Raw genomic sequence first — 19698 nt, 5'->3', positions numbered from 1 at the left:
GTGGGGGTTGGGGGGAGGGGGGGGGTGGTGGGGTGGGTGGGGCGCGGGGGGGGGGTGTGGGAGGGGGTTGGGTTGGGGGGGGGCGGGGGGTCTCCGGGGGGCCAACCCCGCCCCCCGAAACCCGGTCGACTTCATCGTTGCCCCTAAACTTGGCCCCACAGGTTCAGCTGCGGCGCCGCCGTCAACGCCGCCTGGTTGTTGAGCATCAGGGTGATCGATTCGTGCGGCAACGGATGCCCCAGGAAGTAGCCCTGCACCATGTCGCAGCCGTATTGCTCGAGCAGTTGCAGTTGCTCGTCCGTTTCGACGCCCTCGGCCACCACCACCATGCGCAGCCCGTGCGCCATGGCGATGATGGCGCGGGTGATGGCGGCGTTCTCCGAATCCTGCGGCAGGCCGCTGATGAAGCTTTTGTCGATCTTTAGCGCGCGCACGTCGAAGCGCTTCAGGTAGTTCATCGACGAGTAGCCGGTGCCGAAGTCGTCGATCGACAGGTACACGCCGATCGCCCGCAGCTGCTCCAGCGTCACCAGGGTGGCCCTGGCGTCGTCCATCAGCGTGCCCTCGGTCAGTTCGAGTTCCAGCAAGCGCGCGTCGAGCCCGGTGTCGGCCAGCGCCGACATGACGATCTGCGTCAGGTTCTCGTCCTTGAATTGTTTGGCCGACAGGTTCACCGCCATGCGCAGCGCCCGCTTGCCGTTCCTTTGCCAGCTCTTCGCCTGCAGGCAGGCGGTGCGCAGCACCCATTCGCCGATCGGCACGATCAGGCCGGTATCCTCGGCCAGCGGGATGAAGTCGTTCGGCGAGATGATGCCGTGCTCGGGGTGGCGCCAGCGCACCAGCGCCTCGACGCCGACGATTTGCGCGCTCTGCACGTCGATCTGCGGCTGGTATAGCAGGTACAGCTCGTCGTTTTTCAGCGCCTTGCGCAAACCCACCTCGAGCTTGACGTGGCTCATGATCTGCATCGTCAGCGAGGAGCTGTACAGCTTGGCGTTGTTCTTGCCGCAGTTCTTCGCGTGGTACATCGCCGTGTCGGCGTACTTCAGCAGCGAGGTGCAGTCGTCGCCGTCCTGCGGATACAGCGAAATGCCGATGCTGGCGGTGACGAAGATTTCGTGGTCGTCGATGAGGAAGGAGCGGCGCATCGCCTCCTTGACGCGGTGCGCCACGTTGAGCGCGTTTTCGACCCGCTCCAGGTCGGGGATCAGGATGGTGAACTCGTCGCCGCCCAGGCGCGCCAGGTTGTTGTCCTGCTCGTTGCGCGCGACCAGGTCGCGCGGCCGGATGGTGTCGCGCAGCCGCTCCGAGACCGCCTGCAGCAGCAGGTCGCCGACGTTGTGGCCGAGCGTGTCGTTGATGCGCTTGAAGGCGTCCAGGTCCATGAACAACACGGCGAATTTCTTGTCGGCGGCCTTGGAGCGGGCCAGCTCGCGCTCCAGCGTTTCCAGGAAGGCTTGGCGGTTCGGGATGCCGGTCAGGCTGTCGCAGTAGGCCAGGCGGCGGATCTGTTCCTCGGTGCGCTTGCGCTCGCTGATGTCGCGCACCAGGCCGAGCACCTGGTCGCTGCCGGTGGTCACCAGGCGGGTTTCGAAGTGCAGCGTGCCGTCCTGCCGCGTCAGTTCGTAGTCGGCGGAACGGATGTGCTGGCTGTCGAGCACCGCGTGCATTTGCTGCATCAGGCGCTCGGCAATGTCGGCCGGCAGCACTTCGCTGATGTGCTTGCCGACGCAGCCGGCCGCCGAGAACACCGCGCTGGCGTCGTGGCCCTGCTCGTAGTCGAGGTAGACGCCGTCCCGGTTCAGGCGGAAAAAGGTGTCGGGGATGGCCGCCAGCACGGCGCGGTTGTGGGCGTCGGCGATGCGCAGGCGGGCAATGGCGTCGCTGGCGCGCAGCACGTACAGCACGCGGTGGCCGAGGATGGGCCAGTTGATCGGTTTCGAGACGAAGTCGGTGGCGCCCACCTCGTAGGCGTGGGTCACCGATTCGAGTTCGTCGCCGCCGGTGACCATGATGATCGGCACCACGCTGTCCGTTTCCAGCCGGCGAATTTCGCGGCACACGGCGAAACCGTCCAGCGCCGGCATGTCGACGTCGAGCAGGATCAGGTCCGGCGCCATGCTCTTGTAGCGGGCCAGCGCCTCGAGGCCGTCGCAGGCCTCGATGGCGTCCAGGCCGACCTGGCTCAGCATTTCCAGCATCAGCAGGCGCATCACCGGATCGTCGTCGGCGACCAGCACCACGCCGCGTTTGGGGAGGAGGGGCGCTGCCATCTTAGGTTTCCTTTTCAAGTAGGGCACTGAGCGAGTGCCGCACCGCCTGAAACTCCTGCTCCATGTCGGTCAGCATGTCCGACGCCCCTTCGGTGCTGTCGGTGCGGCCGAGTTTTTCCATCTCCTTGCACAGGTGCGCCAGCCCGTCGGCGCCGACGTTGGCGCTGCTCGATTTGAGGCTGTGGGCGGCCTTGCGGATAATGCCGGTGTCGAGTTCGCGGATGGCCGCGCGCAGCGTCTGGAAATGCTGCGGCGTGTCGTCGACGTAGGCGTGGATCACGCGCTGCACCAGCGCGTTGCCGCTGGTGGTGCTGAGCGCGCGGATGTTGTCGAGCGCGCGCCGGTTGATGTTGGCGCCGTGCGCGGCGGCGCTGGCGGCGGAAGGGGGAAGAGGGGGGAGAAGCACAAACAGCCCCGTTCTCCTTCTTCTCTTCCTCTCCTGGGATCGCGGATGTGGGGGGGACCCCCTCGGGGGGGGGGGGGGGGGGGGGGGGGATGGGTGGGGGGGGGGTGCGGGGTGGGGTGGGGTGGGGGGGGCCGGGGGGGGGTGGGTCTGCCCCCGGCACCGTCGTCGTCGTCGTCGTCGTCGTCGTCGGCGGCGGCGGCGGCGCGGCGGCGGCCCTGGCGGGCGGCGCCGCTACGGCGGCCTCGTCGTGGTGCACGGTGGCCGCGCGCGGCAGCGCGATCCAGCGGCCGATGGTCTGGCCCAGCTCATGCTGGGTGAACGGCTTGCTCAGGTAGTCGTCCATGCCGGCCGCCAGGCAAGCCTCGCGGTCGCCGTGCAGGGCGTTGGCGGTGATCGCCAGGATCGGCAGCCCGCGGGCGCGTCCGCTCATCTGGTCGAGGCGGCGGATCTCGGCGGTGGCGGCGAAGCCGTCCATGACCGGCATCTGGCAATCCATCAGAACCAGGTCGAAGTCCTCGGCCTGGACCGCGCTGAGCGCCTCGGCGCCGTCGCGGGCGCAGACGACGTCGAGGCCGAGGCCTTCGAGCATCGCCATCGCCACCTCGACGTTGACCGGGTTGTCCTCGGCCAGCAAGACCTTGCGGCGCTGGCGCGCGGCCAGCGGGCGCGGCGCGTGCGCGGCGTTCACGCGCGCGCCCTCGCTGGCGCGCAGCGGCGTGACGATGCATTCGTACAAGTCGTATTCACGCGGCGGCTTGATCAGTTGGAAGGCCACGCCGGCCTCACGCCGCTGCACCGTGTCGGCGGTGCCGGCGTCGCTGCTCAGCAGCAGCAGCTTGACGGCGGCGACGGCGGGGTCGGCCTTGATGGTGGCGGCCAGCGCCAGCCCGCTGGTGCGCGACAGCTCCATGTCGAGCAGTGCGACCGCGTACGGCTGGCCGCGGCGCGCCGCGGCGTCGAGCATCCGCAGGCAGTCGGTGGCCGAGGCGGCGCAGTCGCAGACCATGCGCCAGCTGCTCAACTGGCGTTCGAGCACCGCCCGGCTGGCCGGGTTTTCATCGACGATCAAGGCGCGTAATCCCTGGGTGGCTTTCTGGTTGAATGACGGATCGTCGAAGTCGACGCGGCGCTTATCGAAATTTACCGTGAACCAAAAGACCGACCCTTGCGTTAACGCATTGTCGATACCGATTTTTCCGCCCATCAGTTCGATCAATTGCTTCGAAATCGCCAAGCCCAGGCCGGTGCCGCCGTGCTTGCGCGTGGTCGAGCCGTCGGCTTGCGAGAACGAGTTGAAGATGTGTTTTTGCGCCTCGCTGGAGACGCCGACGCCGCTGTCGTGCACCTCGACGCGCAGGCCGACGCTCTGGCCGTCCTCGGCGGTGACGCGGACCTTGACGGTGATGTTGCCGCGGTCGGTGAACTTGACGGCGTTGCCGAGCAGGTTCACCAGCACCTGGCGCAGCCGGTTCGGGTCGCCGCAAATGGCCAGCGGGATGTCGTTGGCGATGGCGAATTCGAGGCGCAGGCCCTTGGCCTGGGCCTGCGGCGTGAACACGTACTCGACGTCGTCGAGCAGTTCGCGGAAATTGAAGTGGATGTATTCGACGGTGAGCTTGCCGGCCTCGATCTTGGAAAAATCGAGGATGTCGTTGATGATCACCAAGAGGTTCTCGCCGGAGCGCTTGACGGCCGTGGTGTAGTGGCGCTGCTGCTCGGACAGTTCGCTGCCCAGCAGCAGCTCGGTCATGCCCAGCACGCCGTTCATCGGCGTGCGGATCTCGTGGCTCATCGTGGCCAGGAAGGCGCTCTTGGCGTGGCTGGCCGCCTCGGCCGCGTTCTTGGCCTTTTCCAGCTGCTCGGTGCGCACGCCGACCTGGCGCTCAAGCTGGTCGCGGTAGTTGGCCAGGGTGGCGTCGCGGCTCTCGATTTGCGCCAGCATGGCGTTGAAGCTGTCGATCAGCGTGCCCAGCTCGTCGCTGCGGCGGTGCGCGATGCGGTGGGTATACGTGTGGCTGTCGGTGACCTTTTGCGCCGCGTTGATCAGCTTGGTGATCGGCTCGGTGATGATGTTGCGAAAGCGCCCCGTCAGCAGCAGCGCGCCGGCAAACGCCAGCAGGGTGGCGCCGGCGATCGCGCTCAGCTGGGTCATCAGGCTGCGCCAGATATCGCTCAGGTCGGCCTCCAGCATGACGGTGCCGACGACGGCGTCGTCGAGGTTCCTGACGGGCCGGTACAGGCGGATCACCGGCGCCCAGAACGGCCCCGTGTCGGCGCTGATGATCACCGGCGCCAACTGGAGCTGCTCCTGCAACTGGGCGTCCAGCGGCGCCAGCTCCGGCGGCTCGTCGGCGCCGGCCTGGTAGCGGGCGAACGGGCTGCCGTTGACGTCGAACAGCGCGGCGCGCGCAATTTCGTCCTTGATGCTGAGCGCCTGCAGGCTTTGCTGGGCCTGCTTGCGGTCCTTCGTCAGCAGCGCCTTGGTATTGCTGGCGCCGATCACCCCGGCCAGCGACAGCAACTGCCGGCGCTCGCTGCCCTTGTAGCTGAGCATCGAGGCCAGCGCGAAGGCGATAAACACCAGCAACAGCGCGCCGCCGGTCGACAACATGGAAAACAGCGTGAGCTTCTGGCTGATGCTGGAGCGGTCGAATTTATGCATGGGCGGCCTGCGGTTCGCTGCCGGCGGCCGATAGCGCGGGTGGCCGGCGCGACCGGCGGGACGTCAAGAAGCAATGGTGGCGCGAAATCTCCATGATAGCCAAGCCGTGGGTAAGGCGGTGGGTGGGGAAGGTGGCGGGCGCAACGACAGCGTCGCCGTAGGGAAAATATAGGCGGGAACGCCGGGCGCGGCATTGAGGCGCGTCAACTATGCGCGCAAGCAAGGGCGGCGCAACAACGCCGGGGCCGGGTCTCGATATCGCGGGTTTTACTCAAGGCCGGCAGGCCGACCATCAGCCGCGCGCTTTGGCCCAGGTAGCGGCCGGCCTTGGCGATGTCGTTGAACATCATGGCGCCGCCGGCGTCGCCTGGAACGCGCTTTCCCTGGCGCTCGGCGCCGCCTGGGCGCGCGCCGCCAGCACGGTGCGCGCGCCGAAGAACAGTACGCTGAGCACGACCAGCATGAAGAAGCCGGCCAGCGAGGCGTCGAGGTAGTCGTTGAAGATGATTTGCCGCATTTGCGCGAGCGACTTGGCCGGCGCCAGCAGTGCGCCCCGGTCCAGCGCCGCCGCGTATGTTCGCGCGTGCGCCAGGAAGCCGATGCGCGCGTTGGCGTCGAGGCGCACGGTCGAAACGCACGGTCTGAACATCAAGCGCAAGCTGGGCATCGAAGGGCAGGCCGTTTTGAGCAAATTCGCCGTCGAGTACGGCGCCGGCATGTAAGATCACCTGGTCGCGCAACGGCGTGCGCCGCCGCAGCCGACGCGGCACTTGCGCAACAGCATGTAAAAACTGCTAGGATATTGCTAGAATAAAAATGTTCCCACGGATAGATTCGGATAGAATGGCCGGGCTTGATCTCATGCACGACCCCGTGCGCCCGTAAAATGGTTGCCATTGATCAATGGTTGAATTAACATGGCTTTCTACCCACACCGAGATACCGATGTCCGCGTCTGAATCAAGCCCGTTCCCATTGGCGGGTATACAAGCCGTCGCCAACGCCCACAACGAGTGGGTGGCCGTCAGCGTGCACCTGCCGCCCGACGCCGGCGACGCCATCGCGGCGTTGACGACGCTGCTCGGTTACCCCGACGTCTTCGCGGCCCTGGCGCCGCTTGACTGCATCATTCCAATCGCCGACCCGCTGGCGATCGGCGCTGGGCTGCTGGAGGTGTTGCCGGCCCAGCGCATCCTGTTCCGCGTGCCCACCGAGCTGTGCGCCGAGAAACCGGTGCAAGCCAAATGCAAGGCGCTGACCGACGAGGGCTACCGCATCGTTGCCGACGGCGCCGGCGGCATCGCCGCGGCCCAGGCCGGCGCGCGCGCGCTCAGCTTCAACGGCGCGGCCGAGCTGCCGCAGGCGTTCCAGCTGATGCTGATGCCCGGCCCGCACCTGGCGCGCAACGTCGACACCGCCGCGCGCCTGGCGCAATGCCGCGCGCTGGGCTTCGGTTGGTTCGCCGGCGACTACGCGCTGGACGCGGCCAAGGCCGGCGGCGCCGGCGACGACGGCACCTCGCGTAAACGCCTGCTGGCGTTGCTGGGCCTGCTGGCGCGCGACGCCGACTCGCGCGAACTCGAAACCCTGCTCAAGCAAGACCCGGCGCTGTCCTACCACCTGCTGAAACTGGTGAATTCGGCCGCCTTCGCGATGAGCAGCCCGATCAACAACTTCGGCCAAGCCATCAACATGCTGGGCCGGCGCCAACTGCAGCGCTGGCTGCAACTGCTGCTGTACGCGCGCCAGCACGACGACGGCGGCGCCAACGCGCTGCTGCCGCTGGCGGCGGTGCGCGCGGCGCAAATGGAAATGCTGAGCAAGATCAACGGCGGCGACCGCGACCAGCAAGACCTGGCCTTCATGGCCGGCGTGTTCTCGCTGCTCGACGTGCTGTTGGGCATGCCGATGCGCGACATCGTCGGCGCGCTCAACCTCGCCCCCGGCATCGAAGCGGCGCTGCTCGAGCGCGCCGGTCCGCTGGGCGCGATGCTGGCGCTGACCGAGCAACACATCGTCAGCGCCGCCGCGCTCGACGCCGTCGGCATCGACGCCGAAACCTACTGGCGCAGCCTGTTGCAAGCCTACCACTGGGCCATCCAGGTCAGCCGGAACCTCTAACCATGCTCGACCACCCGGTGTCCGACTTCCTCGCCAGCAGCGCCGCCCTATGCGACGCGGTGCTGCGTTTGCGCGGCCCGGCGCTGGCCGAGGAACTGGGGCGCATCGCCCGCAACGTCTTGTCGAGCCCGTACGGCCTGTACCAGGCGGCGGCGGCCGCCGACGGCGCCGCCGAGCCGGTGTGGGCCGCGGCCACGCTGTGCCTGGCGCAAGACATCGTCTACGAGCGCCAAGGCTTCGGGCGCTACCTCGTCGGCGGGCGCCAGTCCTACGACGACAACGACCGCCAACGCCTGGCCAGCCTGGCCGCGCTGACGGCCAGCGTGCTGCAAGTGCACGCGCTGGCGCAACGCTCGACCAACGCCTACGCCCAGGTCGAGGCGCAACTGCGCCAGCAATCGCAAATCCTCGACCAGATCCACGAATCGGTGCTGACGATGGACCAGAGCGGCTTCATCACCAGCTGGAACAAGGGCGCCGAGCGGCTGTTCGGCTACAGCGAATGCGAAGCGCTGGGGCAAAACATCCTCTTCCTGTACGAGGACGAGGACACCGCCTTCCACGACGCCTTCGTCGAGCAGGGCGGGCGCCTGATGGAAGTGCGCCGGCGCAAGAAGTCGGGCGAAGTGTTCTGGGCCAGCCTGTCGCTGTCGCCGCTGTACGACATGGAAGAGCGGGCCATCGGCCTGATCGCCTACCTGAGCGACATCACCGAGCGAAAGCAGGCCGAAGAGCGCCTGCACCACCTGGCCTACTACGACGCGCTGACCGGCCTGCCCAACCGCACCCTGCTGACCAAACTGCTGGACCAGGCGCTGACGGTGGCGCAGCGTGGAAAAATGCTCGGTTGCGTCCTGTTCATCGACCTGAACCGCTTCAAGTTGATCAACGACACGCTGGGGCGGCGCATCGGCGACGAACTGCTGCGCCAGATTTCGCTGCGTTTTCGCAGCGCGCTGCGCGACCCGGACCTGGTGGCGCGCCTGGGCGGCGACGAATTCGCCGTCGGCCTGTTCGACATCAGCCAGCACTTCGAGGCCAGCATGGTCGCGCAGAAACTGCTGGCCTCGCTGGTACAACCGTTCCTGATCGAAGGCCACGACCTGCGCGTCGGCGCCAGCATCGGCATCAGCGTCTATCCGCAGGACGGCAGCGACGCGGAAACCCTGCTGCGCCTGGCCGACATCGCCATGTACCGGGCCAAGCAAGCCGGCCACGGCGAAGAGGAGAGCGTCACCTTCTACAGCCAGGACATGAACCAGGGCATGCAGGAACGCATGCGCCTGGAGATCGGCCTGCGCCACGCGCTCGGCCACGGCCAGCTGCTGCTGCACTACCAGCCCAAGTTCGCGCTGGCGAGCGGACGCATCATCGGCGCCGAGGCGCTGGTGCGCTGGCACCACCCCGAGCGCGGCATGATCCCGCCGGTCGAATTCATCCCGCTGGCCGAGGCCACCGGGCTGGTGGTGCAGGTCGGCGAATGGGTGCTGGAGGCGGCGTGCGCGCAGGCGCAAAGCTGGAAGCTGGCCGGCTTGCCGCCGATCCGCCTGGCGGTCAACGTCTCGGCGCGCGAATTCACGGCGGCGTTGCCGGGCCGCGTCAGCGAAACGCTGGAGCGCTACGGACTGGAGCCGTGCTGGCTGGAGCTGGAAATCACCGAAAGCACCTTGATGCACAACATCGACCGGGTCATCGGCATCATGGACCGCATCACCGCGCTGGGCGTGGCGCTGTCGCTGGACGATTTCGGCACCGGTTATTCCAGCCTGTCGTACCTGAAGCGCTTCCCTATCGACACGCTGAAAATCGACCGCTCGTTTACCACCGGTATCCCGGGCGACACCAACGACTGCGCCATCGCCAGCACCATCATCAGCATTGCCCAGCAACTGCGGCACAAGGTTATTGCCGAGGGCGTCGAGACGGTCGAACAATTGGCGTTTTTGAAAAGCGCCGGCTGCGACCAGGTGCAGGGCTATTTGTTCTCGCGGCCGCTGCCGGCGCTGGAATTTGAGCGCGCGCTGCGGCAGAACTGGGATCTGAACGGTTGAGCGGGGGCCGCGCGGGCACTTTTTCGCGCAAAGGGCGGCAATCGGCGAGGTGCGTACTGGCGCCGCGGCGTTGTTTAGGTATAATGCTGCACAGCAGGAAGCGTGGCCGAGCGGTTGAAGGCACCAGTCTTGAAAACTGGCGACGGTGTGAGCCGTTCGTGAGTTCGAATCTCACCGCTTCCGCCAAATAAAATGAACAAGCCCTTGAATTCAAGGGCTTTTTTGTTTTCCCGGCCACCGGTTCCGCGCCATGCTGCGGGGTGTCCGGGCCGCTATTTCCCCGGAGTTGCGGAGACGATTTCCGCAACTCGCCTAGCGCGTCGGCTTGACCTGCTGCCCGATGCGCCGATAAACCTTCTCGGTCAGTTCCTTTTCGGTGTGGCCCAGCAGCGAGCTGGCCGCCGCTAAATCCGCAATTTCGCTCGTACTCTTGGCCCGGATATCACGAAACTGGAACGCCTTGATGCGCTCGGCCAGGTCGTCGTTGCCGGCTGCGACCGCCGCCTTGTTGCAAGCCGGCGCGCTCAGCGTGGCCGCCGTCAGCGACCGGCTGGGCTTCTCGTCGCAGAGCGCCTTCATGCGGCTTTTCAAGCTGCACCACCACATGCCGCCGGCACAGTACCGCCAAAACGCCGCGCCAGCGGGGCGCTAGCCTGGCTGCCGCGCGAGCGCCGCTAAAGGCCTGCGTTGTGATAGCCGCGCTGCCATGCTTCCACCTCGAAGGCGTTAGAAGACAGGAAGGCACGCATGCGCTCGAAGCGCTTGACGGTCTGGCGACGGAACACGCGATGTACAACTGGTTCGAGCAACCAGCGCAGCAGGCGCGGGCCGGCTTCGATGTTGTAGGTGTAAATTAGGATCGAGCCGCCGTCGGCAGCGGGCTCGTGTTTCATTGAGGCTGCCCACCGGGAGAAGGGAAAGGACGTGCCGAGCATGCGCGCCGCGGCCAGGCGCGGCCGCTGGTAACTGACGAATTCGGTGCGCATCGACAGGGCGCGCAACAGGCCGCCGCCGGCATTGGCACTGACCGCGCCAACGTAAGGACACGGCGCGCTGCCATCGACCTCGGTGTGCGACACCAAACTGTCCCAGCGCCAACGCCACTGATGGTAGTGAAATACGTCGAACACTACCTCGCACGAGGCAGGCATGGGAAATGCGATGCGATCATGCGCCATCGCGGCCTGCCCGGCGATTCAGCCTGCTTTTTCGAAGACCGGGCGGATTGGTCAGCAGTACGCCGACGACCGCATCAGCGTCGAGTTCGACGACGTCGATCAAGTTCTTGTCCATTTTTTTCTTTATCCGTTTGCACTTGCGACGTTTTTTACTAAACACACTGCCAGCAGAAGTATCTGCTGCAACGCCGACGATAGCAAGGCAAGACCCGGAGCACCACGCCCAGCTCCCAAACCTTCGGCAAGGGCTCGATCCAGGGTGTGTTAATGGTCTCGGCGGACAGCGCCGTCAAGATGACGCTGGCGCGCTACCATACGCCGAAGGGCCGCTTGATCCAGGCTTACGGCGTCACGCCCGACCGGGTCGTCGCCATGGCCGCCGACGCCGGCGAGGCGGCGCCGGCGATGCCTTGCCTTGACAGGGGCGGGGCCGGTGCTGCAAAATCGGCAACATCAAGGTCGCCCCGACCGGCGCCGGCCCGGCGCCGGCGCCGACATGCCGCCACCGATTCCTATCCCATGCCAAAAACCGCCCTCGCCATGCTCATCGTCTTGCTGCATTGCGGCGCGTCGGGCGCGCCGACCTCGCCGTTCTCCATTCCCCAAAAAATGCAAGGCGTGTGGGGGAACACGCCGGCCGCCTGCAACGGCGATGTCCTCGCCGATAGTTCCGGTTACGAAATCGACGCGAAAGTCATCCGGCAGATGGATGAAAATTGCCGCATCGTCAAGGTGAAGCGGGAAAGCGCCGCGGCGCTGACGGCGGACTTCAGTTGTTCGTGGTCGGACGCGCCGTTCCCCAAGACCCTGGCCTTGAGCTTGTCCGCCGACGACAGCCGTTTGCAGGTCGGCGATCGGCGATTGGTACGCTGCAAGAGCGCAAAATGATGGACACGCAACGCTTGCAGCGGGCCTGCGCCGCCTTGCCCGGCGCCGAGCGGCGCCTGTACGGGGCGCCGTCGAACATCCTGGTCTATTCGGTGGGCGACAAAAAATTCGCCTACTTTAAGACCAGCGAACCGGAGGCGTGGCGCTTCAGCCTGCGCGTCAGCGCCGAGCGCTTTGTCGAGCTGACCGGCGTGCCCGGCATTAAGCCGGCGCGCTACATGGGGCGCTTCCACTGGGTCACCATCGTCCACGTCGCCTGCCTGCCGCAGGACTACCTGCTGGAACTGCTGGCATGGTCACATCAGCGCGCGTTGGCGTCGCTGAGCAAGGCGCGCCAAGCCGAGTTGACGGGCGCGCCGACGGAATAGGGCGGGCGCAGGCCGGGGCGGTGTTAAACTACGCCCCTTACACTCCATTTAGACAGCCATGACGAACAAAAAACAGCCTCCTGCCAAAAAGCCAGTCGCAGTGAAGGTGGCCGTTGCGCGCGCCAAAAAGCCTGCCGCGGCGAAGCCCGTTGCCGACGCCGTCGAGGCGCCCGTGGGACGCCCGGAAAACCCGTTTATCAGCCCCGAGTTCTTTGCGCGCATGCGCGACTACACCGAGCGCGACGCGGCTTTTTCGAAAGAGTTGAAGGCGATCGCCGAACGCGGCGCCAGCAAGCTGAGCACCGACGCCCGCGTGGCGCCGTCGCTGCAGGCGATGCGCGGCGTGGTGAAAAAAGGCTTGCCGCTCAAGGATATGTTCGAGCGTATCGTGCTGGGCGTTGAAAAAGGCCTGTGGGAACCATGGCTGAGCGCGTTCGGCTTCGAACTGCGCGGCGTCAACTACGCCAAGACCGGCGAGCGCAACGCCCGTCTGGCGCTCGACATCAGCCTGGCCTCGAAGGCCAACACCGCGTTCGCCAACGCCGGCGTCGCCAACTGGCGCAGCCTGGTGGTGGAAGACTGCGCCCAGGTGCAAGTCGAAAAACCGGGCGAGAAAACACCGGCCAAGGCCTACGCCATTTTCTACCTCGACGCCGCGCCCAAATAAGCGTCGCCGCTGCCCGGCGGCTCAGGGAACACCAAGTGTCAGGACGCCCCGCCGGCCGGCGGGGTCTGCGTTCGCCCCGCATGGATGGCGAGTATGCGTATATTTGTGCGCGCGCAACCCGGGGTCATTGATCGGTACGCCATCTCCATGCTGGCTGCCGGCGGTGACTGAACGGCATGGCAGCGAAAGCCGGCTTTTTTGCCGCCGGCTTGGCGAAAATATCGCGCTCCAGCGAGCCGGGGCAGGAGCCGAGGCCGCAAATCGGCCTGTGGTGTGGCCGGTGTTGCAGCTGCAGCAAAAAGTGTCGATTTCACGTAACATATTTGTAACGTAATGCATAAATTTCGTGACATGATGTGATGTGACTGAAAGGGTAGGCAGCAGAATCGGGCCGCTTGTCAAGCTGACATGACACTGGAGATTCCACAATGGTCCGTTCACTCTGCCGCGGCGACCGAGCGACATCATGGCGTGGCGCGCGCCTGGTCGCGCACACGCTGGCGCTGTGGCTGTGCCAGGCGGCGGCGCTGGCCGCTCCCGCCATGGCCGACCTGAGCGCGGCCCAGCGCGCCTGGGTGGCGCGGCAGGCGCCGGTGCGCTACGCGCCGGAGCGCGACTACGGCCCCTTCGTCTATCTCGACGGCGACAACGTGGTGCGCGGCCTGTCGGTGGACGTCCTCGCCCTCATCGGCGAGAAAACCGGCCTGCGCTTCGTCGCCGCCGAGGCGCTGCCGCTGGAGGTCAACCTGGACAAGGCGAAGCGCGGCGCGGTCGACATGCTGACCTCGCTGCGTCCGACCCCCGAGCGCGCCGCCTTCCTCGGCTTCACCAGCGCCTACGTGGCCATTCCGGCCGCCTTGATCCGCCGCGGCGACCAGCCGGCCGGGCTGGCGCTGCGCGACATGCAGGGGCGCAGGGTGGCGCTCGGCAAGGGCTACGCGGTCGAACATTTCGTCCGCGCCCGCTATCCGCAGGTGCAATGGCTGGCGCTGGCCAGCGACGACGCGGCGCTGGCCGCGCTGGTCGCCGGCCAGGTCGACGGCGTCGTCGCCGACGTCGCCAGCCTGCAATTTCTGGCGCAGCGGCGCGGCTGGAGCCAACTGGTGGTGGCCGGCCACGTCGGCTTCGACTATCCGCTCAGCTTCGCCTACCGCAAGGACTTGCCGATGCTGGGCGAAGTGTTGCAGCAGGGCTTGCGCAGCATCTCCGCCGCCGAGCGTCGCCACTTGCTGGCGCGCTGGCTGGCGCCGGCGCTGCGCGGCACCTGGCAGAACCGGCCCACCTGGCCGATGTGGGCGGTGGCCGCCTTGTTGCTGGTCGGCGCCGGCCTGGCGCTGTGGCGCGCGCGCCGCGGCGGCGCCGGCGCGCACGGGGCGGCCAATTGAAGCCGCGGGCCATGACGCCGGTGCGCCGCACCCTGCTGACGCTGGCGCAGTTCAGCGCGCTGTATTTCCTGCTGGCGCTGGCGGCCATCGCCCTGTCCCGCCATCCCGGCAACATCGCCACGCTGTGGTTCGCCAACGCGCTCGGCGTCGCCTATCTTCTGACCCAGCCGCGCGCGCTGGCGCCGGCGCTGCTGTTGTGCGCCGCCGGCGCCAACCTGCTGGTCAACCTGCTGTACGGCGACGCGTGGGCGCTGGCGATCACCTTCCTGCCGGCGAACATGCTGGAGATGGCCATCGGCGCCTACCTGGTGCAGCGCGCCGGCGTCGCGCGCGGCTTCGACGACAGCCCCGCCAACCTGCTGCGCTTCGTCGCGCTGGCCTGTTGCGTGCCGCCGCTGGTCGGCGCCACGCTGGGCGCGGCGGTCATTTCGACGCAGGGCTTTGCCAGCTTCGCCACCGTTTGGCCGGCCTGGTACGCCGGCGACACCGCCGGCACCGTCGCCACCTTGCCGTTGGCGCTGCTGGTGCTGCGCGGCGGCGCCGCCGCCTTCGTGCGCCAGGTCGACTGGCTGCGCGTGGCGTCGCTGGCCTGCCTGTCCGCCGCCGTCAGCGTGTTCTCCCTGCTGTACCTGCCGTTCCCGTTCATCTACGTGATGGTGCCGCTGGTGCTGGCCGCCGTCGCCACCGGCTTCGCCGGCGTCAGCGTGCTGGTGTCGCTGTCGCTGCTGGCGACGGCGGGCTTGCTGGCCAGCGGCTACTTCGCGACCCCGCCCGCCACCGCCAGCTGGCAGGTGCTGCTGGTGTACCTGCCGATCCTGCTGACGCTGGTGCCGCCGCTGCTGCTGGCGGCAAGCATGAACCAGGCCCGGCTGCGCGAGCTGGTGCGCCAGGGCTTCGAGCTGGCGCTGGAGCGTAGCAACGCCGAATTGCAAACCATCATCGACCAGATGCCGTCGATGATCGCCTACTGGGACGCCGACCTGCGCAACCAGTTCAGCAACCGGCCCTACCTCGACCATTACGGCGGCACGCCGGCGCAGATGCGCGGCAAGCACGTGCGCGAGGTGATCGGCGAGGAAAAATTCCGCCACGACCATGCGTCGTTCGACGCCGTGCTGCGCGGCGAGGCCACGATGTTCGAGCGCAGCAGCGTCGGCGCCGACGGCGCGCCGCGCCACACGCTGGTGTCGTGCGTACCGGACCTGCGCCACGGCAGCGTGGTCGGCTTCTACTCCTTCGTCACGGACGTGACGCCGCTGCGGCGCGCGCGCGCGGCCGAGGCCGCCGCGCAGACGCAATTGCAGGGCGTGCTGGACGCGGCCGGCGAGTTCGCCATCGTCGCCACCGACCTCGAAGGCGTGATCCGCCTCTTCAGCGTCGGCGCCCAGCGCATGCTCGGCTACGGCGCCGACGAGATGGTCGGCCGCCAGAGCCTGGCCATGCTGCACGTCGAGCGCGAACTCGCGGCGCGCGCGGCCGAACTGAGCGAGCAGCTGGGCCGCCAGGTGCGCGGCGTCGAGGTGTTGGTGGCGCTGCCGCGCCAGGGGCCGGCCGAGTCGCGCGAATGGACCTATGTGTGCAAGGACGGCGCGCTGCTGCCGGTCAACCTGGTGGTCAGCGCGATGGTCGACGCCGAGGGCAGGAACAGCGGCTTCCTCGGCGTGGCCAAGGACATCACCGGACCGAAGCAGCTGCAGGCGTCGCTGCAGGCGGCCAAGGAGCTGGCCGAGGCGGCCAGCCGCGCCAAGAGCGAGTTCGTGGCCAACATGAGCCACGAGATCCGCACGCCGCTGAACGCGGTGCTGGGCATGGCGCACCTGCTGGGCGCGACCGCCCTGGAGCCGGCCCAGCGCAAATACCTCGACATGATCCGCGTCTCGGGCCAGTCGCTGCTGGCGATCCTCAACGACATCCTGGATTTCTCCAAGGTCGAGGCGGGCCGCATGGAGCTGGCCGCCAGCCCCTTCCTGCTGGGCGACGTGCTCAGCGCGCTGGCCACCATCATGGCCGTCAACGCCGGCGAGAAAGAGCTCGAACTGGCCATCGGCGTCGAGCCGGACGTGCCGCAACAACTGGTCGGCGACGCGCTGCGGCTGCAACAGGTGTTGATCAACCTGACCGGCAACGCCATCAAATTCACCGAGGAGGGCGAAGTGTCGGTGCTGGTCGAGCAGGTGCGGCGCGACGGCGACACGGCGCTGCTGCGCTTTCGGGTGCGCGACAGCGGCATCGGCATGGACGCGGAACAGCAGCAGCGGCTGTTTTCGGCCTTTTCCCAGGCCGACGCGTCGATGACGCGGCGCTTCGGCGGTACCGGCCTGGGTCTGGCGATCTGCCGCCGCCTGGTCGAGCTGATGGGCGGCGCCATCGAGGTGCGCAGCGCGCTCGGCGCCGGCAGCGAGTTTTGCGTCACGCTGCCGCTGGCGGTGCGCGCCGACCCGGCGCAGGCCGCCGGGCCGCGGTTGGGCGGGCAGCCGGGCGCCCGGCGCCTGCTGGTGGTCGACGACAACCAGACCAGCCGCGAGTACCTGTGCAAAACCATCCGCGCCTGGCAGTGGCAGGCCGACGGCGCCGCCTCCGGCGCGCAGGCGCTCGACTGCCTGCTGGCGCAGCACGCGGCCGGGGTGCGCTACGACGCCGTGCTGGCCGACTGGCAAATGCCCGGCATGGACGGGCTGGCGACGATGCGGGCGATGCGCGAGCGGCTGCCGCGGCCGGCGGTGCCGGTGATCGTCATGGTCAGCGCCTTCGGTCGCGGCAAGCTGATGCAGGACGCCGCCGCCGCCGAGGCCGACGCCGTGCTGCTCAAGCCGGTGACGGCGTCGAGCCTGCTCGACACCTTGCACGAGGCGCTGGCGCGCCGCAGTGGCGGCCTTGGCGCGGACGTCGACGCCGTTCTGCTGGCGCCGGCGCCGGCGGAGGACGCGGCCGAGGCGGCGTATCCGCGCCTGGACGGCGTGCGCCTGCTGCTGGTCGAAGACAATATGCTGAACCAGCTGCTGGCGCGCACCATACTCGAGCAGGCCGGCGCCGTCGTCGACACGGTGGACGACGGCGCCAAGGCGGTCGAGCGGCTGCGCGGCGCGGCGGCCGACTACGCGCTGGTGCTGATGGATGTGCAAATGCCGGTGATGGACGGCTTCGCCGCGACGCGGCTGATCCGCGGCGAGCTGGGCCTGGCGCTGCCGGTGCTGGCGATGACGGCCGGCGTCATGCTCGAGGAGCGCGAACGCTGCCTGGCGTGCGGCATGAGCGACTTCATCGCCAAGCCGCTCGACGTGCGGCCAATGCTGGAAACCATCGCGCGCCACTACCGCCCGCAGGCCGGCGATCCGTAAACCGAGGGCCTAACCCCGGGGGCAGAGCTGAAGCTGCGACCCCGGCTCTTCGCCGTTGCTTGGCGCCCGCCAATTCAAGCTTAAAACCCCTCCAGCACGATTTTGCCGCGCGCCTTGTTGCTCTCGATGACGGCGTGGGCGCGCTTCAGGTTGGCCGCGTCGATCTTGCCGAAGCGCTCGGCCAGGGTCGACTTGAGCACGCCGGCGTCGACCAGCCGCGCCACCTCGTCGAGCAGTTCGTGCTGCTTGTGCATGTCGGCGGTCTGGAACAGCGAGCGCGTAAACATCAACTCCCAATGCAGCGAGATGCTCTTCCTCTTGAGCAGGCTGACGTCGAGTTCGGCCGGATCGTCGATCAAACCCAGCTTGCCCTGCGGCGCGATCAACTCGACGATCTGGGCGAAGTGCGCGTCGCTGTGGGTCAGGCTGGCCACGTAGTCGACCGGCGGCAGGCCGAGCCGGGCGATTTCCTCGCTCAGCGGCTTGCCGTGGTCGATTACGTGGTGCGCGCCCAGCCGGCGCACCCAGTCGGCCGTCTCGGGGCGCGAGGCGGTGCCGATCACGGTCAGGCCGGTCAGCTGGCGCGCCAGTTGCACCAGGATCGAGCCGACGCCGCCGGCGGCGCCGACCACCAGCAGCGACTTGCCCTGGGCGTCGGCGCCGCGGCCCACCTGCAGCCGTTCGAACAGCAATTCCCAGGCCGTGATGGCGGTCAGCGGCAGCGCCGCGGCGGCGCCGAAGTCCAGGCTGGCCGGCATGTGGCCGACGATGCGCTCGTCGACCAGGTGCAATTCACTGTTGCTGCCGGGGCGGGCGATCGAGCCGGCGTACCAGACCCGGTCGCCCGGCCGGAACAGCGTCACGTCCGGGCCGACGGCCTTGACGACGCCGGCCGCGTCCCAGCCCAGCACCTGCGGCGCGCCGGGCGCCGGCTCGGTTCTTTTGCGCATCTTCGCGTCGACCGGGTTGACCGAGACCGCCTTGACCTCGACCAGCAGGTCGCGGCCGCCGGCGCGCGGCGCCGGCAGTTCCAGGTCGAGCAGGGCGTCGGCGTGGGTGATGGGCAGGGAAGTGCGGTAAGCAACGGCTTTCATAATGGTTTCCTTGTTGATGGGGCGGCGGTGCGGTCCCGATAGGCGTATCATCATTTGTTTGGCCGCAAAGAAAAAGCCGCGCGGCACCGAAACACTTTCAAAGGAATCAGGAAAATTGCTGCGTCTGGATGATTTGCAGGTCTTTGTGCGCACGGCCGACCGCGGCAGCCTGTCGGCGGCCGGGCGCGAACTCGACATCTCGCCGGCGCTGGCCAGCGCCGCCGTCAAGCGCCTCGAACTGGCGCTGGGACTGCGCCTGTTCGCGCGCACCACCCGCTCGCTGCGGCTAACCGAGGAGGGCGAGCACTACCTGGTCCACGCGCGCGAGGCGCTGCGCCTGCTCAAGGAGGGCCACGACGCGCTGATCCAGGGCAAGGACACGTTCAGCGGCACGCTGAAAATCTCGGTGCCGTCCGACCTCGGCCGCAACGTCCTGCTGGGCTGGCTGGACGCGTTCCAGTTGCACTATCCGGCGCTGCAATACCAGCTCAGCGTTAGCGACCGGGTCGCCGATATGTACCGGCAGCCGGTCGACATCGCGCTGCGCTACGGCAGGCAGGACGATTCCAGCCTGATCGCCATGCCGATCGCCCCGGCCAACCGGCGCGTGCTGGTGGCCGCGCCGGCCTACCTGGCGCAACACGGCGCGCCGGCCGCGCTGGAAGAGCTGCGCCGCCACAACTGCCTGCGCTATGTGCTCGACGACGTCGTCTACGACCGCTGGAGCTTCCAGCGCGGGCCGGCGCAGGAGCCGATCAGCGTGGCCGTCGGCGGCAACCGCACCGCCGACGACGCCGACGTGGTGCGGCGCTGGGCCGTGGCGGGCCTGGGCATCGCCTACAAATCGCGCATCGACGTCAGCGAGGATATCCGCTGCGGCCGCCTGCAAGTGTTGTTGCCGGACTTGGCGTGGGAGCCGGTGCCGCTGCATCTGGTGTGCATGCACCGCGCGCAGGTGACGCCGGTGGTGATCCAGTTGCGCGACTTCCTGCGGGCCGCGTGCGCCGCGCAGTTGTAGCGCGGCCAAGGCCATCAAAGCAAGGCCGGCACACAGCGCAGGGCATCGCCCAAAGCGGAGAGATCAAACGCGGCGCGATGGCATGCGCGCCGCCTGGCGGCAGTCGGTAGTGCGTCCGGGGGGAAGCTGTGGAGGCAAGCTGAGGATACAAGCTGGGGATACTAGCTGTGGCGGCAAGTTGCGCAGCAGGGCCGCACCTGCCAGCCCGGCTGTGCCAAGCGCGTGAGGCAATGAGGGGTCGATCCTGGG

The 19698-nt window shown here is 67.9% G+C and carries 15 protein-coding genes, 1 tRNA gene and 4 pseudogenes; 11 read left to right on the top strand and 9 right to left on the bottom strand.

From position 1 onward, the window contains the following. Positions 1-143: 143 nt before the first annotated feature. The 5 genes and pseudogenes from ACFDR9_RS14980 to ACFDR9_RS14960 all read right to left on the bottom strand — a co-directional run. Positions 144-2273, bottom strand: coding sequence for a bifunctional diguanylate cyclase/phosphodiesterase (locus tag ACFDR9_RS14980; protein WP_026132885.1), 2130 nt, complete (start codon positions 2271-2273; stop codon positions 144-146). A gap of 1 nt (position 2274) precedes the next feature. Continuing rightward, on the bottom strand, positions 2275-2553 hold the full coding sequence (locus ACFDR9_RS14975; RefSeq protein WP_409031481.1) for an Hpt domain-containing protein: 279 nt from the start codon (positions 2551-2553) through the stop codon (positions 2275-2277). Between the two features lie 478 nt (positions 2554-3031). Then, a pseudogene (locus tag ACFDR9_RS14970) lies at positions 3032-5233 on the bottom strand (response regulator); the annotation flags it as partial. Between the two features lie 311 nt (positions 5234-5544). Beyond that, complete coding sequence (locus ACFDR9_RS14965; protein WP_409031480.1) at positions 5545-5691, bottom strand: hypothetical protein; 147 nt, start codon at positions 5689-5691, stop codon at positions 5545-5547. Beyond that, positions 5688-5957 (bottom strand): annotated as a pseudogene (locus ACFDR9_RS14960) (carbon starvation protein A); the annotation flags it as partial. The gene ACFDR9_RS14965 and the pseudogene ACFDR9_RS14960, both read right to left, overlap by 4 nt. On the opposite strand from ACFDR9_RS14960, the pseudogene ACFDR9_RS14955 reads away from it, so the two are divergent. The 4 genes and pseudogenes from ACFDR9_RS14955 to ACFDR9_RS14940 all read left to right on the top strand — a co-directional run. Beyond that, positions 5956-6063 (top strand): annotated as a pseudogene (locus ACFDR9_RS14955) (DNA-binding response regulator); the annotation flags it as partial. The pseudogenes ACFDR9_RS14960 and ACFDR9_RS14955 overlap by 2 nt on opposite strands. Positions 6064-6286: 223 nt before the next feature. Further along, positions 6287-7462, top strand: a complete 1176-nt coding sequence (locus ACFDR9_RS14950; protein WP_409031479.1) for an HDOD domain-containing protein — start codon at positions 6287-6289, stop codon at positions 7460-7462. 2 nt (positions 7463-7464) lie between these two features. After that, complete coding sequence (locus tag ACFDR9_RS14945; RefSeq protein WP_409031478.1) at positions 7465-9513, top strand: putative bifunctional diguanylate cyclase/phosphodiesterase; 2049 nt, start codon at positions 7465-7467, stop codon at positions 9511-9513. Between the two features lie 96 nt (positions 9514-9609). Continuing rightward, a tRNA-Ser gene (locus ACFDR9_RS14940) sits at positions 9610-9699 on the top strand. Between the two features lie 126 nt (positions 9700-9825). Here ACFDR9_RS14940 and ACFDR9_RS14935 read toward each other — a convergent pair. Continuing rightward, entirely contained in the window at positions 9826-10092 is a 267-nt protein-coding gene (locus ACFDR9_RS14935; protein WP_409031484.1) for a hypothetical protein, read from the bottom strand. Between ACFDR9_RS14935 and ACFDR9_RS14930 the strand changes: the two genes are divergently transcribed. Continuing rightward, a complete protein-coding gene (locus ACFDR9_RS14930; protein ID WP_409031483.1) occupies positions 10043-10165 on the top strand; it encodes a hypothetical protein in 123 nt (40 codons plus the stop codon). The two genes, ACFDR9_RS14935 and ACFDR9_RS14930, sit on opposite strands and share 50 nt — an antisense overlap. 22 nt (positions 10166-10187) lie before the next feature. Here the strand turns inward: ACFDR9_RS14930 and ACFDR9_RS14925 are convergent, their stop codons facing one another. Together ACFDR9_RS14925 and ACFDR9_RS14920 are read right to left on the bottom strand one after the other, a co-directional pair. After that, on the bottom strand, positions 10188-10664 hold the full coding sequence (locus ACFDR9_RS14925) for an SRPBCC family protein (protein WP_409031482.1): 477 nt from the start codon (positions 10662-10664) through the stop codon (positions 10188-10190). A 16-nt stretch (positions 10665-10680) separates the two neighbouring features. Continuing rightward, a complete protein-coding gene (locus ACFDR9_RS14920; RefSeq protein ID WP_409031477.1) occupies positions 10681-10806 on the bottom strand; it encodes a hypothetical protein in 126 nt (41 codons plus the stop codon). A 125-nt stretch (positions 10807-10931) separates the two neighbouring features. Here ACFDR9_RS14920 and ACFDR9_RS14915 point away from each other — a divergent pair. The 5 genes and pseudogenes from ACFDR9_RS14915 to ACFDR9_RS14895 form a co-directional block, all read left to right on the top strand. Beyond that, positions 10932-11579, top strand: a pseudogene (locus ACFDR9_RS14915) (S41 family peptidase); the annotation flags it as partial. After that, on the top strand, positions 11576-11947 hold the full coding sequence (locus ACFDR9_RS14910; RefSeq protein WP_232429693.1) for an MmcQ/YjbR family DNA-binding protein: 372 nt from the start codon (positions 11576-11578) through the stop codon (positions 11945-11947). The pseudogene ACFDR9_RS14915 and the gene ACFDR9_RS14910, both read left to right, overlap by 4 nt. A gap of 172 nt (positions 11948-12119) precedes the next feature. Next, the gene (locus tag ACFDR9_RS14905) at positions 12120-12614 is read left to right on the top strand and encodes a hypothetical protein (RefSeq protein WP_035788606.1); all 495 of its coding nucleotides are present in this window, start codon (positions 12120-12122) and stop codon (positions 12612-12614) included. A gap of 428 nt (positions 12615-13042) precedes the next feature. Next, on the top strand, positions 13043-13999 hold the full coding sequence (locus ACFDR9_RS14900; protein WP_409031476.1) for a transporter substrate-binding domain-containing protein: 957 nt from the start codon (positions 13043-13045) through the stop codon (positions 13997-13999). 11 nt (positions 14000-14010) lie between these two features. Continuing rightward, positions 14011-17337 carry a response regulator gene (locus tag ACFDR9_RS14895; RefSeq protein WP_409031475.1) on the top strand — a complete coding sequence of 1109 codons (3327 nt, stop codon included), beginning with the start codon at positions 14011-14013 and terminating at the stop codon, positions 17335-17337. Between the two features lie 80 nt (positions 17338-17417). On the opposite strand, the gene ACFDR9_RS14890 is transcribed toward ACFDR9_RS14895, so the two are convergent. Next, a complete protein-coding gene (locus ACFDR9_RS14890) occupies positions 17418-18431 on the bottom strand; it encodes a zinc-binding alcohol dehydrogenase family protein (RefSeq protein WP_409031474.1) in 1014 nt (337 codons plus the stop codon). A gap of 115 nt (positions 18432-18546) precedes the next feature. Between ACFDR9_RS14890 and ACFDR9_RS14885 the strand changes: the two genes are divergently transcribed. Continuing rightward, positions 18547-19449: a LysR family transcriptional regulator gene (locus ACFDR9_RS14885; RefSeq protein WP_409031473.1), complete on the top strand. Its 903-nt coding sequence runs from the start codon at positions 18547-18549 to the stop codon at positions 19447-19449. Positions 19450-19698 lie beyond the last annotated feature (249 nt).

This window comes from Janthinobacterium sp. CG_23.3, assembly GCF_046115965.1.
GTDB lineage: Bacteria > Pseudomonadota > Gammaproteobacteria > Burkholderiales > Burkholderiaceae_D > Janthinobacterium.
Note: the sequence above shows the minus strand (reverse complement) of the source record. Positions and strands in the feature narration are given on the sequence as shown.

What these genes read in the sequence shown, in the direction of transcription:
- ACFDR9_RS14980 (WP_026132885.1), bottom strand. Translation starts at nt 2,273, where the DNA reads ATGGCAGCGCCCCTCCTCCCCAAACGCGGCGTGGTGCTGGTCGCCGAC.
- ACFDR9_RS14965 (WP_409031480.1), bottom strand. Translation starts at nt 5,691, where the DNA reads ATGATGTTCAACGACATCGCCAAGGCCGGCCGCTACCTGGGCCAAAGC.
- ACFDR9_RS14950 (WP_409031479.1), top strand. Translation starts at nt 6,287, where the DNA reads ATGTCCGCGTCTGAATCAAGCCCGTTCCCATTGGCGGGTATACAAGCC.
- ACFDR9_RS14945 (WP_409031478.1), top strand. Translation starts at nt 7,465, where the DNA reads ATGCTCGACCACCCGGTGTCCGACTTCCTCGCCAGCAGCGCCGCCCTA.
- ACFDR9_RS14935 (WP_409031484.1), bottom strand. Translation starts at nt 10,092, where the DNA reads ATGAAGGCGCTCTGCGACGAGAAGCCCAGCCGGTCGCTGACGGCGGCC.
- ACFDR9_RS14925 (WP_409031482.1), bottom strand. Translation starts at nt 10,664, where the DNA reads ATGCCTGCCTCGTGCGAGGTAGTGTTCGACGTATTTCACTACCATCAG.
- ACFDR9_RS14920 (WP_409031477.1), bottom strand. Translation starts at nt 10,806, where the DNA reads ATGGACAAGAACTTGATCGACGTCGTCGAACTCGACGCTGATGCGGTC.
- ACFDR9_RS14910 (WP_232429693.1), top strand. Translation starts at nt 11,576, where the DNA reads ATGATGGACACGCAACGCTTGCAGCGGGCCTGCGCCGCCTTGCCCGGC.
- ACFDR9_RS14900 (WP_409031476.1), top strand. Translation starts at nt 13,043, where the DNA reads ATGGTCCGTTCACTCTGCCGCGGCGACCGAGCGACATCATGGCGTGGC.
- ACFDR9_RS14895 (WP_409031475.1), top strand. Translation starts at nt 14,011, where the DNA reads ATGACGCCGGTGCGCCGCACCCTGCTGACGCTGGCGCAGTTCAGCGCG.
- ACFDR9_RS14890 (WP_409031474.1), bottom strand. Translation starts at nt 18,431, where the DNA reads ATGAAAGCCGTTGCTTACCGCACTTCCCTGCCCATCACCCACGCCGAC.